Source organism: Qipengyuania sp. B-5 (assembly GCF_056857815.1).
Map to the genome: position 1 here is coordinate 1 of NZ_JBSXNU010000049.1, position 15,187 is coordinate 15,187.

Below are 15,187 nucleotides of genomic sequence, written 5' to 3' on the forward strand. Positions count from 1 at the left end.
AACCTGATCGAGCGCCTGTTCAACAAACTCAAGAACTGGCGGCGCGTTGCGACCCGATACGACAAAACCAAGGAATCCTACCTTGGCTTCGTCGCGCTCGCCTCAGTCAAACTCTGGATACCCTTTGTCCACGAAACCTAGTAAATAAATACTGGTAGGTCTTGACTGTTATTGTGTTAGAATAGCGTCGCCGATTACACAGCCTAGCCAGGTCGCGGAAGAAACCCTTATCCCGATATTAACCAAAATTTTAAGGCATCGTCGTATGGTACGACGATGAGCATGTTACGCCGCTTTCTGTTTCCCCAGATGTCCGACGGGGAAAGGGCCGAGCAGCTTCGCGAGATCGTCAGGAATCTGAAGCGGCAGATCCCGCTGCTCTACGCTGTCTTGCTCATCAACCTGGTGGGACTTCATCTCGCAACCAGGGGGCTCGGGAACCCGCCGGGGCCGTTCGGAATAGTTCTTGCCCCAGTGCTCGGCTGGCGCTTTTTTTACTGGTTCTTCCTGCAAAAGCCTATCGGTCAGATCGCCAACATTGAAAGCGAACTCTCCAGGATCGCCTTTTTTACAGCGCTGATCTCTGCCGTTTTCGCTGTCTGGGTCCAGGTCTTGCTGGTGGAATACGAAGACCAGATTTTTGCGGTTCTTCTCTACAGCATCCTCATGACCCTGGGGGCGGCATTCGGCCTGAGCAGTTTCTCACTGGTCGCTACGCTGCCAGTCATTCTGGTCGGTTTACCGGTAGCCGGCCGCCTGCTCTTCATGGATGAACCTGCCTTCAAAGGCATCGGGGTCAGCCTCTTTCTGGCGCTGCTTCTCGTTATCCGTCTGCTCTATTTCCACGGTAAAGCGCTCACCGATCTGGTCGAGGGCCGCTTTGCCGTAGATCGCGAGCGAAACCGCGCAATAGCAGCCGAAACTGCAGCCTTGTTGAAGGCCAGCAGGGACGGACTCACTGGCCTTGCCAACCGCGAAACCCTGGTGGAAGCAATCGAAGAGGGTCTGGTGCACGCATCAAACGAGCAACCCGGCTCTCTGCTTGCCCATTTCGATCTCGATTTCTTCAAGCCGGCCAATGATGCCTATGGACACGCCGCGGGTGACGCCATTCTTGCGGAGATTGGCGAGCGCATGGAGAACGAATTCGGTCGGGACGCGCTCATTGCGCGAATGGGCGGAGACGAATTCGCCGTCTTCTGGCCGGCCGGATTGGGGCAGGCCGAACTTGCGGAAGTGGGCAGCCTAATCTGTCGATTGACTGCCGATCCGGTAGTCTGGAACGGCAAGTCGTTGAAGGTGACTGCTTCGTGCGGCCTCACCGAAGCAGGCGCCCAGACCACGTCGGTAGGTGAATTCCTCAGGCAAGCCGATTCCGCGCTTTACAAGGTCAAGACCAGCGGGCGCGGGGGATGGCGGCTCTATAACGAAGAGCTGTTCGAATACGACAGGCGCAGGAAAGAAATTGAAGGTCTGCTCCTGACGGGGCGCGTCCTTGAAGAGGTGGAAGTCCATTTCCAACCGATCGTCGATCTTGAACATGGCGAGATCGTTGCGGCAGAAGCGCTGGCGCGCTGGAATAACCCCGATCTGGGTGCGATCGTGCCCGGTGAGTTCATTAGGGTCGCCGAACAGCTCGGCATGATTCACGAACTTAACGATGTCCTGTTGCGACGCGCCTTGTCCGAAGCATCCAAATGGCCGGGCACCATCGGGCTGTCGTTCAATCTGAGTGCTGCCCAATTATCCAGGCCAGATGCTTCCACGAGGCTTTTGACGATCGTGGAGCAATCCGGATTTTCGCCGGAAAGGTTGCAGCTGGAGGTCACCGAAACCGCAATTCTTTCGGATATGGAGGAAGCGCGTGAACAGATGCACGCCTTACGCGTGGCGGGCTGCCAGCTGGCTCTGGATGATTTTGGCGCAGGACATGCGTCGGTCGGCTATCTGCGGGACCTGAGTTTCGATATCGTCAAGTTCGACGGTTCCCTATCGGCAAAAATCACCGAATGTCCGCGGGCGCGCCATGTCCTGCGGGGACTTGTTCACCTGTGCCATTCGGTCGGGTCTCGCTGTGTGGCGGAGCATATCGAGACGATGGAACAGCTCGCGCATGTGAGGGCAATGTCGTGCGACATGGTCCAGGGGCACTTGCTGGGAGCTGCGACCGGCACTCAGGGGTTGGTCGAAAGATTGGCGGGGAACGCCGTGTCGGCGTCGCCGACAGGTCCGACCCTGCAACAAATCGTCAACGGATAGCTTCCCGGATCTTGGGTAACTGCAGCTGGGGTGATCAGCACCTTCCCACTCCAGCGACAGGTGCGAGCACGGCGATCTGAATGAAAACCACTGGTCGGGACGACTGGATTCGAACCAGCGACCCCCACACCCCCAGTATGGTGCGCTACCAGACTGCGCTACGTCCCGAAGCCAGTGGAGGCGGCCCTATAGGCGGGGCTTTCGCGCATGGCAAGCGCCTGTCTCGCAGCCCATCTCGTTGCCAGCCCCTTACATTGCTGCTAGTCGCGCGCCACAATTTGCAGGAGGGGATGACCGCGTGCCTTGAAGCGTGTGCGGCCAGCGCCCAACTGACATCGGTTCGACAAGCTTCATAAAGACAGGCAAGACACTTCCATGCTCGACATTCTCGCCGCCGCCGGTTCCGCCGCTGCCCAGCCGCCGATCTGGCTGCAGGTATTGCCCTGGGTCGCGATTTTCGCGGTCTTCTGGTTCCTGATGATCCGTCCGCAGCTCCGCCAGCAGAAGGCGCACCGGGAAAAGGTCGAAGGCCTCAAGCGGGGCGACGAGGTGGTTACCGCGGGCGGCCTGGTCGGCAAGATCACCAAGGTCGAGGATCAATTCGTCGAACTGGAACTGGCCAAGGGCGTCAAGGTGCGCGCGGTCAAGCAGACCATCGGCGAGGTCTTGAGCGCGAAGCCAGCCAAGCCCGCGAACGACTGAGCGCGCGAAAAGGATAGAACGCCGCCATGCTGGAATTTCCGACCTGGAAGAAGGTCATGCTCTGGGGCATTGCCATACTTGGCGTGCTCGCAGCGTTTCCCTCGATCGCTTCGCTGACCAATAATGATTGGCCCGAGCAGCTTCCCAATCCGACCGTCAATCTCGGGCTCGACCTTGCAGGGGGCAGCCACATCCTGCTCGAAGCGGAGCGTGCGCAGGTGGCGAGCAAGCGGCTCGAGGACATGGAAGAAGGCGTGCGTAACGCCATGCGCCGCGCCGAACCGCGAATCCGCATCGGCGACGTCTCCAGCGAGAACGGTGAGTTGAGCTTCCTGCTCGACGACGCGGGGGACATAGACCGGGCACGGGCCGCAATCGAAGACTTGATGGCAGGCACCGGGCCGGTGCGCGAATGGGATCTCCAGGTCGTCGATGGTCAGCGTTTTGTCCTGACCCAGACGGAGGCGGGTCTCAGCAACGCAGTCGATGCCGCGATGGAAGGCGCGCTGCGCACCATCGGAATTCGCGTCGACGAGCTTGGCACGCGCGAACCGACCATCCTGCGCCAGGGCGATACGCGGATTGTGGTACAGGTCCCCGGCCTGCAGGATCCCGAACAGCTGAAGGAATTGCTCGGCAAGACCGCGCAGCTGGAGTTCAAGCTGGTTGAACGGGAGGCTACGGCAGAAGAAGTCAGCCGCGGCTTCGTCCCCGGCGGTGAAGTCCTCCCCTATGCGGACCGTGAAGTCTATCAGGGTACCGGCGTTGTCGTGCAGCGGCTTGGCGGCATCGATGGTGAAACGCTCACCGGTGCCATCCAGACCTTCGACCAGCAGACCAACGAACCGGTCGTCAGCATTACCTTCAACCCCGAAGGCGGGCGCCGCTTCGCCACGCTTACCACCCAATATACCGGCCGTCAGTTCGCCATCATTCTCGACGGCGAGGTGATCTCTGCCCCGCGGATGCTCGAGCCGATCCAGAACGGCCAGTCGCAGATCAGCGGCAGCTTCACCACCGAATCCGCAAACGAACTGGCGATCCAGCTACGTTCGGGCGCGCTTCCGGTCGATCTCGCCGTGGTCGAGGAACGCACGGTCGGGCCGGATCTCGGGGCGGACTCGATCAAGCAGGGACTCCTTGCCATGGGCATCGGAACACTGCTCGTCATGGCGCTGATGATAGTCACTTATGGCCGATTCGGCATTTATGCGACGGTGGCTCTGGTTATCAACGTCCTCATGCTGCTGGGGATCATGGCCGCACTCGGTTCGACCCTGACGCTGCCCGGCATCGCCGGTTTCGTTCTTACGATCGGTGCGGCGGTCGACGCCAACGTGCTGATCAACGAGCGCATCCGCGAGGAACGCAAACGCGGACGCAGGGTCATGGCGGCGGTGGAAAACGGCTATATCGAAGCCAGCCGCGCCATTTACGACGCCAACGTCACCAACTTCATCGCCGGTGTGCTGCTGTTCCAGTTCGGTTCGGGTCCGATCAAGGGCTTCGCCGTGGTGCTGGTCGTGGGCCTGTTCACCTCGGTCTTCACCGCCGTACCGCTTACCCGGATGTGGGTGGCAGGCTGGTTGCGCAAGACGCGGCCGACGGACCTCAACATTTAAGGACGACGGAAGATGAAACTGCTCAAGCTCGTCCCCGACGATACCAATATCAAGTTCCTCAAATGGCGCGTGCCGTTCTTCGTCGTCAGCATACTGCTGATCGCGGCAAGCTGGGCGCTCGTCATGACGAAGGGCCTCAATTACGGCGTCGATTTCGCCGGCGGCCTCGAAGTGCGTGCGACCTTTACCGAGCGAACCGATGCGCCCGTCGCCCAGCTGCGCGAGGACATCGAAAATCTCGGTTACGGCTCACCGGTGGTGCAGCGCTTCGGCGAGGACAACCAGGTTTCGATCCGCGTCCGGCTGCCGGACGAAGTGTCGGCCGACAACGAGGCCGCGCAGGAGGCCGCAAATACCGTAGTCGAGGAACTGCAGGGCAATTATCCGGACTTCAGGCTGGACGGGAACGACAATGTCTCCGGCAAGGTATCGGGCGAATTCCGCGAAGACGCCGTATGGGCGCTGATGGCGGCCATGCTCGCGGTCGCGCTTTACATCTGGATCCGCTTCGAGTGGCAGTTCGGCGTAGGCGGCCTGTTTGCCCTGTTCCACGACGTGTCGCTGACCCTGGGCATGTTCGCCCTGTTCCAGATCGAATTCAGCCTGCAGATCATCGCGGCGATCCTGGCTATCATCGGCTACTCCTTGAACGATACGATCGTCATCTATGACCGCATTCGCGAGAACCTGAAGAAGTATCGCAAGATGCCACTTCCGGAATTGCTCGATCTGTCGGTGAACGAGACTTTGGCGCGTACCGTGATGACATCGCTGACGCTGCTCATCGCACTCGTCCCCCTCTTGCTCTTCGGACCGGCCAGCCTGTTCGGACTGACTGCAGGCATCACGCTCGGCATCTTCGTCGGAACGTACAGTTCGGTGTATATGGCCGGACCGCTGCTCGTTTGGATGGGGGTCAATTCGGACAGCTTCATCCCCCAGGAGACTGTCGCCGACAAACAGGAAAAGAAGCTGCGCGGCGAAGTATGAGGCTATTGTCCGCTGCCGGTTAGAGGCGGCGGACGAGCATTTCTGCTACAGCGATCCAGGCTGGACTGTCGACCACCTGCTGCTTTTCCCCATGTCCGGGCGGCAGCAGGCCGACCAGTTTCCCCTGCCGGTCGATCAACCGGCCGAAGGCGAAGCGGCCACCCTTTCTCGGCACCAGCACGTCGCGATTGACAGCGCGGGCAGCGTCTTCCGGAGCCAGCTGGCGGAGCCATAATTGGTCACCCGGGCGATATTCGCCGTGGGGATAATCGACAGTCATGACCACCAGCGCGCCGTCTCCGCCCAGATCGGTGGCGAGCATGGCATCCCGCGTCGTGCCGAGCGCTTCCGCGCCGGATTGCCCAAGCGTCGCCACCACCTGCGGGTGGCCTGCCTTTTCCGAGCGAACAAGCATCTCCGGCTCGACTCCGAGGGCCGCACCGATCCGTTCCATCCATTTCAGCGAGAGGTTGCGCATGCCCGTTTCCAAACGGCCGAGAGTCTGCGGCGTGGTTGGCGGGTCGCACGCTTCGGCAAGGTCTGCCAGGGTCATTCCCTTCTGCTTGCGTATATCGCGGATACGGTTGATCACATCCAACTCCCTGCTAACCAAATCGGTGATTTGTCTTTCCTACATTAACCGCTTCAACGCAAGGTCGGTCCGCACAATCTGGAGACAAAGGCATGCATAAAGAGCTGGTCGAACGCGAACTGACAGAAGTAGGGCCGAGGCGCGGAGGATCGGTCAGGGGAAAAAGGCGCACAGTAACGGTAAACCTGCGCGAATCCCCGCTCACATGGCTGCATGCGCGTGGACACCTCGATTACCGCCTGTTCGATGCAGGCGAGCGGCTGAGAGCGGATTACGAACGTGCCCAGCTATCGCCATCGGTCACAATGCGCTGGGACCCGGTGCGGGTCGACTGCGGCGGCGGTGACGGCCTGACACCGACGGAGCGCCAGCTATCCGCCAAGGCACGTTTCGACGGAGCGATGGCCGAAGCCGGGAATGGCCTCAGTGACATTCTCTGGCGTGTCGCCTGCGCCTGCGAAAACCTGCCCGAAGCCGAAAGGGATCTTGGCTGGCCTGCACGTAGCGGCAAGCTTGTGCTCAAGCTCGCGCTCGACCGGGTTGCCGATTTTTACAGGATCGAATGAATGCCCTGGACAGTGTCAACTGTGTCAACCTGACAGCTTTATGTCTCTAGTGCCTGAACTATCTCGTCACGCAGGATCGGCAGGACTTCCGCTTCGAACCACGGGTTCTGTTTCATCCAGATCGCACTCCGCCAGGCAGGGTGGGGCAGGGGGAAGAAGTGCGGGAGGAATTCGCGAAAAGCCCGGACGCGTTCGGTCATCGGCATTTTTCGCGTATCGGGCAGGTAATACGCCTGGGCATAGGTGCCGACCAGCAAGGTCAGCCGCTGGTCGGGCAGGACGTCGAGCACCCGCTGGTGCCATTGCGGCGCACACTCGGGGCGAGGCGGATTGTCACCGCCACTTGCCTTGCCGGGATAGCAAAAACCCATCGGCACCAGCGCGACGCGCGCAGCATCGTACATCTGGACTTTCGACAGGCCCGTCCATTCGCGCAGCCGGTCGCCGCTCCTGTCGTCCCAGGGAATGCCGGTCTCGTGGACTTTCGACCCGGGTGCCTGGCCGATGATGAGCAGGCGCGCCGTGGGGGAGAAGCTGGCGACCGGGCGGACCCCATGGGGGAGGTGAGCGGCGCAAAGGCGACAGCCTGCTATTTCGCGGACGAGTTCTTCGTGGCTCAAAGCGCCTCGACCTGCTCGGCCAGCTCCAGCCAACGTTCCTCGGCCGCTTCCTTCTCGGTCCGCGCATTTTCGATGCCTTTGGAGACATTGGCGAAGCGTTGCGGATCGGAAGTGTAGAGATCGGGGTCGGCGAGGATCTGCTCACCGCGCGCAATCGCGGCTTCCAGTTCCTCTATCCGCGCGGGCAACAGCTCGTAATCGCGCTGGTCCTTATAGGACAGCTTGGTTGGCTTTGACGGCGGGGGTGGAGGCGCGGGCTTGTCCTCGTCTCTGGCGGTTTTCGCCTTTCCGGCGACCGGTTGCTGCCGCTTCGCCTGCCAGTCTTCATAGCCGCCCGCGACCACATCGACCTTGCCCGTACCATCGAGGCCCAGCGTGATGGTCACTGTACGGTCGAGGAAGTCGCGGTCGTGGCTGACGATCAGCACGGTGCCTTCGTAATCGGCGATGACTTCCTGCAGCAGGTCGAGTGTTTCAAGGTCGAGATCGTTGGTCGGCTCGTCGAGCACGAGGAGGTTGGATGCCTTGGCGAACTCGCGCGCCAGCAGCAGGCGCGACCGCTCGCCGCCCGAAAGCACCGAAACCTTCATGTCGACGATCTTCGGGTCGAACAGGAATTCCTTCAGATACCCCTGCACGTGCTTGCGTACTCCGCGCACATCGATCCAGTCGCCGCCTTCGGCCAGCACCTGCCGCACGGTCTTGTCGGCGGTGAGGAGCTGCCGCTGCTGGTCGATCATCACGCCGGTCAGCGTTTTGGCGATCTCCACCGCGCCGCTGTCTGGCTCAAGCTCGCCGGTGAGCATCTTGAGCAGCGTCGTCTTGCCCGCCCCGTTCGCGCCGACGATGCCGATCCGGTCGCCGCGCTGGATGCGAAGGGAGAAGGGCTTGATGATGGTGCGATCGCCGTAGGCCTTGGTGATCCTGTCTGCGGTGATGACGGACTTGGACTTGAACTCCTCCTCCGTCGCAAGCTTGAGCTTGGCGGTCCCGCCCGCAGAAATCATCGATGCCCGCTGCGCGCGCATCTCCCACAGCTTTTCGAGGCGGCCCTGATTGCGCTTGCGCCGCGCGGTGACGCCGCGTTCGAGCCAATGCGCCTCGAGCTTGAGTTTCGCGTCCAGCTTCTCCGCCGCACGCGCTTCCTCGGCATAGACCTGCTCTTCCCAGGCCTCGTAGCCGCCAAAGCCGACTTCCTTTCGACGCAGCTTTCCGCGGTCGAGCCAGATGGTCGCGCGCGTCAGGCGCTTGAGGAAAGTGCGGTCGTGGCTGATGACGACGAAGGCACCCTTGTAGCGGTCGAGCCAGCTTTCGAGCCAGTCGATCGCGCCGAGGTCGAGGTGGTTGGTCGGCTCGTCCATCAGCAGCAGGTCGGGTTCCTGCGCCAGCGCGCGCGCAATGGCGGCCCGGCGTCTTTCGCCGCCACTTGCGCCGCTCGTCTCGCGGCTCATGTCGATGCCCAGCTGGCCTGCAATGGCCTCGACTTCGAATTCCTGCGGCGCATGGTCGCCGTCCAGCGCCCAGTCCATTAGAGTGGTGTGACCGGAAATGTCCGGGTCCTGTTCGAGCAGGACGATCTTCGCGTGCGGCTTGACCTTGCGGGTACCCGCATCAGTCTCGATCTGCCCGTCGATCATGCGGAACAGCGTGGTCTTGCCCACGCCGTTGCGGCCGATCAGTGCCAGGCGGTCACGAGGGCCGACATGCAGGTCGAGCGGCGGGTTGTCCGGCCCGCCGAACAGCCATTTGCCGCCCTGCTGCAGGGCCATGCCTTCGAGACTGAGGATAGGGGGCTGTGCCATAGGGGGCGCGAGGTAGTCGCGCTGTCCCCATGCTGCAAGCGCTTAGCGTGCCGCTTTTTGCGCCTCCACCATCTGCGCCACATCTTCGAGCAGCGCTGGCGCGTCGTAAACCACGCCGTCCTTGATGGTCCAGCGGACGCCCCCGACCTGCTCGATCTCTCCGCTGTCGTAATTCAGCCTCGTATGACCGGTGCCGTAGAGCAGCTTGAGATTGTCGAGAGGATTGCCCGGCACGATCACCAGATCAGCCAGCTTCCCGGTCTGAATGGTGCCCATGGGCGGGGCCTCCCCACGCGGTTCATAGATTTCCTGGGCTCCTGCGACAGTGGCGGCGCGCATGACCTCCAACGGCGAGAGACCGGCCTCGCGAAGCATCTCCAGTTCGCCGATATAGGCGAAGCCCCAGGTCTGGTAGATATAGCCCGGATCGCTGCCCACAGTGACGCGTCCGCCCCGGCGATGGAACTCGGCGGTGAGATCGAACCAGTAGCGATAGAACTTGCGCCAGGCGACTTCGTCCTCGGTACTCCAGTCCTTGTAATAGCTGCCGTGATTGGTTGCGCTGGGCGCATAGAAATCCATCAGGCTGGGCAGCGTATAGCGGGAATGCCAATCGCGGTTCTTCGCCGCCATGACGTCGCGGCTGGCGGAATAGATGTTGAATGTCGGGCTCAGGGTCACGTCGCTTTTCACGAGGAAGTCGACATATTCGTCCCATTCCTCGCTGCCCGGCTCGACCACCTGATCGGCCAGCCGTGCGACCCAGCCGAAGCGCGATTGTTCGTCGCTGTAGTTATAACCCTGCGGATAGCGGGGCAGGGCATTGTCATCGAGCAGGCTTTCGAAATGTCCGTAGAAATGGGTGATGCCGTCCATCCCGAGCTCGACGGCCTTGCGCGCATTCACGCGCTGCACTCCTGGCTGCGCAAGGTGGGCGACAGTGCCGAGGCCCTGCTTGTCCGCTTCGTCCAGCGCTGCTTCCAGAATGGCAGGTTCGAGCGAGTTGAAAAACTTGATGCCCCAATATCCCTGCGCCTTCGCCCAGCGCACCCAGGCACGCGCCTGCGCCTCGCTGTCGATCGCGCCGCCGCCCCATTTGTCGCCCATGGCGGCATAGGGGAACAGGCGCGGGGCGGTGATGGTATTGGCGGCGCTGCGGCGGCTATCGGACAGGTCCGGTTGGTCCGGGCCCCAGTAGAAGGACACGCCCCGGACGCTAGTGACCCCATGGGCGAGCCATAGCTTGTAGCCATAGGCAGGCTGCGGGGCCTTGCCCGTATCGCCGTTGTGCCCATGCGTATCGACGAAGCCTGGCAGCACGGTCATTCCCTGAGCATTGATGATCCGTCCGGCGCGTGCCCGAACTTCGTCAGGCGCGCTGCCACCGTGGATCGCGGTAATGCGATTTCCCTCGACCACGATATCCACCGGCCCGGTCGGCGGCGCACCCGAACCTTCGATCATGTTGGCACCCGAAATGATCAGCAAGGGGAAGGGGCCTTCGCCTTCGCTCCGATCCGGAACCCGATCCATCGGCTGGGCCGCAAGCTGCGTTGCAGCCAGCGCTGCCCACATAATCGCTGCAAATTTCGGTAATCTGACCACTACTCTTCCCCTGCTCTGCCGCTGGCTAGCGACCAATTTCCTTTCGGGCAAAGCATTTAGCGGAACGGCTTCGTTCAGCCGTGCGTAAAGGTGCAAAGTGGACATACCCGCTCGACAAAAGGAGATTTGCCCATGACGCGTTATGCCGTTCCAGCCCTGATGCTTACTGCCGCCGTTCCGATGAGCGCCCACGCCGCCGAAGTACAGATCGCGTCATCCGGCCCTGTGGTCGAACTGACCGTGATGGAAGAAGTGGAGGCCGAACCGGATATCGTAACGGTGGGCGCTGGGGTGACGACCAATGCACCGACCGCCGTGGAGGCGCTGCGCCAGAATTCGCAGGCGATGCGCGCGGTGATCGACCGTATCAAGTCGCTGGGCGTGGCGGAGCGCGATATCCAGACCAGCAGCATCAACCTCAATGCGCGCTACGATTACGACCAGCAGCGGCAGGAACAGATGTTCCGCGGGTATCAGGCCAGCAACCGTGTCACGGTCAAGCTGCGCGAGATCGAGGAAACGGGCGAAGTGCTGGACGCGCTGATCGCGGCAGGGGCGACCGACCTCAATGGTCCGCAGTTCAGTCTCGAAGATGACGAGGCCGCCAAGGCTTCGGCCCGCCGTGCCGCAATGCAAAGGGCTGAAGCGCAGGCGCGTGAATACGCCTCGATGGCAGGGTATTCGAACGTCCGCCTGCTGGAGATCAACGAATCCATCCAGGGCCGTTCGGGTCCGCAGCCGATCGTGGTCACCGGCAGCCGCATGATGGCGAAGGACGAATCTGCACCGGTCGAACCGGGCCTCGTGAGCACGGGCATCAGCGTCACGGTGAAATACGAGATGACCCGCTGAACCGGTGTGAACAAGGATATTCACACCTTGTTCAATGCTCCGCCGATAGGCACACAGCCATCATGAAACCGATCCTCGCATCCTTGCTCGCCTTTGGCCTCATTGCCGGGCCGCTTACTGCCACCCCGGCGGAAGCGCAGCGTCGTTCCGATCAGGGCGAAGCGCGCAAGGAAATGCGCGCAGGCAATATCCTGCGCGCTCGCGAGATCGAGAATCGCGTTCTGCCGATGATGAAGAATGCGGAATATCTGGGTTTCGATTACGATTCGACGGCCATGGCCTATCGCCTTAAATTCATTCGCGACGGACGTGTGCTCTATGTCGATGTGGACGCCCGGACGGGCCGGATCCTGCGTCGCAGCCGCTGAGTATTCGGCGATCAGAAACCTCGTTCATCTTGACGCGTTCATCTACATGAACGACATGCGCAAGATTATTAGCGAGGACGGAAATTCATGAGAATCCTGATCGTCGAAGACGAGCCGACGCTCGGCCTGCAGCTCAAGAGCACGCTGGAACAGAACGGCTATGCGATCGACCTGTCGACCGATGGCGAAGACGGGCATTTTCTCGGTTCGACCGAGGATTACGATGCCGTGATCCTGGATCTGGGCCTGCCGGAGATCGACGGGCTGACCGTGCTCGGCATGTGGCGCAAGGAAGGGCGAAAGTTCCCTGTCCTTGTTCTCACCGCGCGTGACAGCTGGTCCGACAAGGTGGCCGGTCTCGATGCGGGCGCGGACGATTATCTCGCCAAGCCTTTCCAGACCGAGGAACTGATCGCCCGCCTGCGTGCGCTTATCCGCCGCGCTTCGGGCAATACCTCCAGCGAACTGACCGCCGGCGACGTGCGTCTCGACACACGTTCGGGGCGGGTGACATTGAAGGGTGAACCGGTCAAGCTGACTGCGCAGGAATACAAGCTGCTGTCCTATCTCATGCACCACAAGGGCAAGGTAGTCAGCCGCACCGAACTGATCGAACACATTTACGATCAGGATTTCGACCGCGATTCGAATACGATCGAGGTCTTCGTCACACGCATCCGCAAGAAGCTGGGTGCAGAGGTAATCACAACGATCCGTGGACTCGGTTACAGCCTCGACGACCCCGCTGACCAGCCGCGCGCATCCTGAAGAAGGTGTGGGCGGGGCGCGTCCGGCGGCGGGTTCCCCGCACGCAGACGCCGCTGCGTCCGCATCCGATGGCGATCCCGTCACCGTAGCCACGCCTGCCCCGCGGCGAAGCCTGGCCGCGCGCATGATGGCGATCGCGGCAATCTGGATATCGGTATTGCTGCTTGGCGGAGGTTTTGCGCTCGAAAGGGCGCTCACCAGCCAGGTCCAGAACAATTTCGACGACCAGCTCGAATACGTCCTCACCGCCCTGATCGCTTCGGCAGAGGTCGACGATTGGGGAGACGTGCGTTTCTATCGTTCGCTCGGCGACCAGCGCTTTCTCGAGGTCAACAGCGGCGTGTACTGGCAGATTACCGGGCCGGGCAGGGATCCCTATCCCAGCCGCAGCCTGTGGGACCGGACACTGGAGGTGCGGGGCGGCGATGTGGACGACGCGCCCCACTTTTACGACAGCAACCAGTTCCCCGACGAACCGCTGCGCGTGGTGGAGCGCAATATCATCCTGCCGGACAGCGAAACGCGCTGGACCTTTACCGTCGCTTCGGCGCGGGAAGAACTGGACTTCCAAATATCGCGCATCCGCTCGATCCTGGTCTGGAGCTTCGCGGCGCTCGGCCTCGGACTGTTGATCATGGCCGTGCTGCAAAGCTATTACGGGCTGTCCCCGCTCCGCCGTGTACGCGCTGCAATCCAGTCGATGCGCTCCGCCGGGGCCAACCGGATCGACGATCCGCTACCACTCGAGGTCGAGCCGCTGGTGGAGGAAATCAACGCGCTTCTGGCCCATAGCGAAAGGCAGGCGGAAGAGGCCCGCACCCATGCAGGCAATCTCGCCCACGCACTCAAGACCCCGCTGACGGTTCTGACCAATGCGGCAACGGCGCATGATCCCAAACTTTCGGACCTCGTCTGCCGCGAGACGAAAACCATGCAGCGTCACGTCGAGCATCACCTTGCCAGGGCAAGAGCAGTCGGGCGGCGCGCATCGGGGCATACCCGCGCCGAAGTCTGGCCCAGCGTGCAAAGCGTATTGCGTGCGGTGACGAGGATTTACGAGGATACGCGCTTCGACCTGGACGGAAACCGCCATGCCGCCGTCGCCATGGAGCGCCAGGATCTCGACGAAATCCTCGGCAATCTGATCGAGAATGCCGCAAAATATGGTGGAGGCAGCGTATTCGTCACCGTCGACGCGCAGCCGGGCTCGGAGCAGTGCATTATCTGGGTGGAAGATGACGGCCCCGGCATCCCCGAAGCGCAGCGCGAGCGGATTTTCGATCGCGGTGCGCGGCTGGACACGGGCAAGCCGGGCACCGGACTGGGCCTGGCCATTGTCCGTGATGTGGCGGAAATCTATGCGGGCACGGTTGAACTGAGTGAAAGCGAAGACCTGGGCGGTCTGATGGTAACCTTGCGCCTGCCGCGGCCGGGTATCTAATTCACGCGCTGTTCAATCCGTCGCTGACATAACACGTGTCATGGACAAGATCGCACCCCGTAAATTCCCCGCGCTTCGCATGGGGCTCGTCATGGCTTCCGGCCTGGCATTGTCAGGCTGCGCCACGATGCTCGATCCCTATGGCTCCAGCGTATCGGTGGGCGTGGGATATAATTCGGGCGGGTACTACGATCCCTATTACGACCCGTATTATGACTCCTATTACGGCTGGTACGACGACTATTATTACCCCGGCACCGGCTACTACGTATACGACCGGCGCGGCCATCGTCACCGCTGGAACGACCGCCACCGCAACTATTGGATAGCGCGGCGCGGTGGTGCCCGTGACATTCGCGATAACTGGGGCGGCTACAGGCGTGATCGCGATGGACATTACCGCGATCATCGTTCCGGCGGCCGCCGCGACAGGAACGAAGGTTTTGCTGCTGGCGCTGTGCGCGGTGCGGCAGAAGCCGCATCACGCAACCAGCGCCGGGAAGCCCGCGAGTCCAGGCGACAAGGTCGGGTCCCGCCTGCCGCGACTGGCGCGAGACAGGTTCGTCCTGCCCCGCCGCAGTCCCGTGCGCCCGCCCGGGCGGAACGTCCTGTACGGCAACAGCGGCGCACGACTGCCGTCCCCAATCCGTCAGGCAGGGACCGCAAGCACGACGATTAGGCTTCGTCCTGCCGCGCCCTTTCGTGGTGGCGGATAACCTCGTCGATGATGAAGCGTAGGAATTTCTCGCTGAACTCCGGGTCTAGCTCGCTCTCTTCGGCCAGGCGGCGCAGCCGGGCGATCTGCTCGGCCTCGCGCGCCGGATCGGCCGGGGGCAAAGTAGCTTTCGCTTTATAGGCGCCGACCGCCTGCGTGATCCGGAATCGTTCGGCGAGCATATGGACCAGCGCGGCATCGATATTGTCGATGCTCTTGCGAAAGCTCGCGAGCGTTGGGTCTTCGGCGGAGGGTTGTTGCGCGTCCTGCGTCATCGCTTGCCAG

The 15,187-nt window shown here is 61.8% G+C and carries 15 protein-coding genes, 1 tRNA gene and 1 pseudogene; 11 read left to right on the forward strand and 6 right to left on the reverse strand.

Annotated features, from left to right (window positions below; genetic code table 11):
• Both AC13CE_RS09595 and AC13CE_RS09600 read left to right on the forward strand, forming a co-directional pair.
• A pseudogene (locus tag AC13CE_RS09595) lies at positions 1–141 on the forward strand (IS5 family transposase); the annotation flags it as partial.
• Positions 142–276: 135 nt separating this feature from the next.
• Positions 277–2,259, forward strand: a complete 1,983-nt coding sequence (locus tag AC13CE_RS09600) for a putative bifunctional diguanylate cyclase/phosphodiesterase (protein WP_482972212.1) — start codon at positions 277–279, stop codon at positions 2,257–2,259.
• A gap of 91 nt (positions 2,260–2,350) precedes the next feature.
• On the opposite strand, the gene AC13CE_RS09605 is transcribed toward AC13CE_RS09600, so the two are convergent.
• Positions 2,351–2,427 (reverse strand) — tRNA-Pro (locus tag AC13CE_RS09605).
• A 207-nt stretch (positions 2,428–2,634) separates the two neighbouring features.
• On the opposite strand from AC13CE_RS09605, the gene yajC reads away from it, so the two are divergent.
• The 3 genes from yajC to secF are packed head-to-tail and all read left to right on the forward strand — an operon-like array spanning position 2,635 to position 5,573.
• Positions 2,635–2,961: a preprotein translocase subunit YajC gene (gene yajC, locus AC13CE_RS09610; RefSeq protein ID WP_221539696.1), complete on the forward strand. Its 327-nt coding sequence runs from the start codon at positions 2,635–2,637 to the stop codon at positions 2,959–2,961.
• A gap of 26 nt (positions 2,962–2,987) precedes the next feature.
• Positions 2,988–4,583 (forward strand): protein translocase subunit SecD, encoded by a 1,596-nt coding sequence (secD, locus tag AC13CE_RS09615; RefSeq protein ID WP_482972213.1) that lies wholly within the window; start codon positions 2,988–2,990, stop codon positions 4,581–4,583.
• A 12-nt stretch (positions 4,584–4,595) separates the two neighbouring features.
• Entirely contained in the window at positions 4,596–5,573 is a 978-nt protein-coding gene (gene secF / locus AC13CE_RS09620; protein ID WP_221539693.1) for a protein translocase subunit SecF, read from the forward strand.
• Positions 5,574–5,592: 19 nt separating this feature from the next.
• On the opposite strand, the gene AC13CE_RS09625 is transcribed toward secF, so the two are convergent.
• On the reverse strand, positions 5,593–6,165 hold the full coding sequence (locus tag AC13CE_RS09625; protein WP_482972214.1) for a helix-turn-helix transcriptional regulator: 573 nt from the start codon (positions 6,163–6,165) through the stop codon (positions 5,593–5,595).
• A gap of 92 nt (positions 6,166–6,257) precedes the next feature.
• Between AC13CE_RS09625 and AC13CE_RS09630 the strand changes: the two genes are divergently transcribed.
• Positions 6,258–6,731 carry a DUF6456 domain-containing protein gene (locus tag AC13CE_RS09630; protein ID WP_482972215.1) on the forward strand — a complete coding sequence of 158 codons (474 nt, stop codon included), beginning with the start codon at positions 6,258–6,260 and terminating at the stop codon, positions 6,729–6,731.
• Positions 6,732–6,769: 38 nt separating this feature from the next.
• Here the strand turns inward: AC13CE_RS09630 and AC13CE_RS09635 are convergent, their stop codons facing one another.
• Genes AC13CE_RS09635 through AC13CE_RS09645 form a run of 3 tightly spaced genes read right to left on the reverse strand, consistent with a single transcriptional unit; the run spans position 6,770 to position 10,758 of the window.
• Positions 6,770–7,351: a uracil-DNA glycosylase family protein gene (locus AC13CE_RS09635; RefSeq protein WP_221539687.1), complete on the reverse strand. Its 582-nt coding sequence runs from the start codon at positions 7,349–7,351 to the stop codon at positions 6,770–6,772.
• Positions 7,348–9,153, reverse strand: a complete 1,806-nt coding sequence (locus tag AC13CE_RS09640; protein WP_482972216.1) for an ABC-F family ATP-binding cassette domain-containing protein — start codon at positions 9,151–9,153, stop codon at positions 7,348–7,350. The genes AC13CE_RS09635 and AC13CE_RS09640 overlap by 4 nt, the downstream gene beginning before the upstream one ends.
• Before the next feature lie 42 nt (positions 9,154–9,195).
• Complete coding sequence (locus AC13CE_RS09645) at positions 9,196–10,758, reverse strand: amidohydrolase family protein (RefSeq protein WP_482972217.1); 1,563 nt, start codon at positions 10,756–10,758, stop codon at positions 9,196–9,198.
• Between the two features lie 132 nt (positions 10,759–10,890).
• Between AC13CE_RS09645 and AC13CE_RS09650 the strand changes: the two genes are divergently transcribed.
• The 5 genes from AC13CE_RS09650 (at position 10,891) to AC13CE_RS09670 (ending at position 14,866) form a co-directional block, all read left to right on the forward strand.
• Entirely contained in the window at positions 10,891–11,610 is a 720-nt protein-coding gene (locus tag AC13CE_RS09650; protein WP_482972218.1) for an SIMPL domain-containing protein, read from the forward strand.
• Positions 11,611–11,672: 62 nt separating this feature from the next.
• A complete protein-coding gene (locus tag AC13CE_RS09655) occupies positions 11,673–11,978 on the forward strand; it encodes a PepSY domain-containing protein (protein WP_473820592.1) in 306 nt (101 codons plus the stop codon).
• 87 nt (positions 11,979–12,065) lie between these two features.
• Positions 12,066–12,746 carry a response regulator transcription factor gene (locus AC13CE_RS09660; protein WP_221539679.1) on the forward strand — a complete coding sequence of 227 codons (681 nt, stop codon included), beginning with the start codon at positions 12,066–12,068 and terminating at the stop codon, positions 12,744–12,746.
• Positions 12,694–14,187, forward strand: coding sequence for a sensor histidine kinase (locus tag AC13CE_RS09665; RefSeq protein WP_473820590.1), 1,494 nt, complete (start codon positions 12,694–12,696; stop codon positions 14,185–14,187). Before AC13CE_RS09660 ends, AC13CE_RS09665 begins: the two co-directional genes overlap by 53 nt.
• Positions 14,188–14,227: 40 nt before the next feature.
• The gene (locus AC13CE_RS09670; RefSeq protein WP_473820588.1) at positions 14,228–14,866 is read left to right on the forward strand and encodes a hypothetical protein; all 639 of its coding nucleotides are present in this window, start codon (positions 14,228–14,230) and stop codon (positions 14,864–14,866) included.
• Here the strand turns inward: AC13CE_RS09670 and AC13CE_RS09675 are convergent.
• A complete protein-coding gene (locus tag AC13CE_RS09675; protein ID WP_473820607.1) occupies positions 14,863–15,177 on the reverse strand; it encodes a chorismate mutase in 315 nt (104 codons plus the stop codon). The two genes, AC13CE_RS09670 and AC13CE_RS09675, sit on opposite strands and share 4 nt — an antisense overlap.
• Between the last annotated feature and the right edge of the window lie 10 nt (positions 15,178–15,187).

Coding starts and splice junctions, on each gene's coding strand:
- AC13CE_RS09650 (WP_482972218.1), top strand. CDS start 10,891: ATGACGCGTTATGCCGTTCCAGCCCTGATGCTTACTGCCGCCGTTCCG.
- AC13CE_RS09640 (WP_482972216.1), bottom strand. CDS start 9,153: ATGGCACAGCCCCCTATCCTCAGTCTCGAAGGCATGGCCCTGCAGCAG.
- AC13CE_RS09675 (WP_473820607.1), bottom strand. CDS start 15,177: ATGACGCAGGACGCGCAACAACCCTCCGCCGAAGACCCAACGCTCGCG.
- AC13CE_RS09655 (WP_473820592.1), top strand. CDS start 11,673: ATGAAACCGATCCTCGCATCCTTGCTCGCCTTTGGCCTCATTGCCGGG.
- AC13CE_RS09660 (WP_221539679.1), top strand. CDS start 12,066: ATGAGAATCCTGATCGTCGAAGACGAGCCGACGCTCGGCCTGCAGCTC.
- AC13CE_RS09670 (WP_473820588.1), top strand. CDS start 14,228: ATGGACAAGATCGCACCCCGTAAATTCCCCGCGCTTCGCATGGGGCTC.
- AC13CE_RS09600 (WP_482972212.1), top strand. CDS start 277: ATGAGCATGTTACGCCGCTTTCTGTTTCCCCAGATGTCCGACGGGGAA.
- secF (WP_221539693.1), top strand. CDS start 4,596: ATGAAACTGCTCAAGCTCGTCCCCGACGATACCAATATCAAGTTCCTC.
- AC13CE_RS09630 (WP_482972215.1), top strand. CDS start 6,258: ATGCATAAAGAGCTGGTCGAACGCGAACTGACAGAAGTAGGGCCGAGG.
- yajC (WP_221539696.1), top strand. CDS start 2,635: ATGCTCGACATTCTCGCCGCCGCCGGTTCCGCCGCTGCCCAGCCGCCG.
- secD (WP_482972213.1), top strand. CDS start 2,988: ATGCTGGAATTTCCGACCTGGAAGAAGGTCATGCTCTGGGGCATTGCC.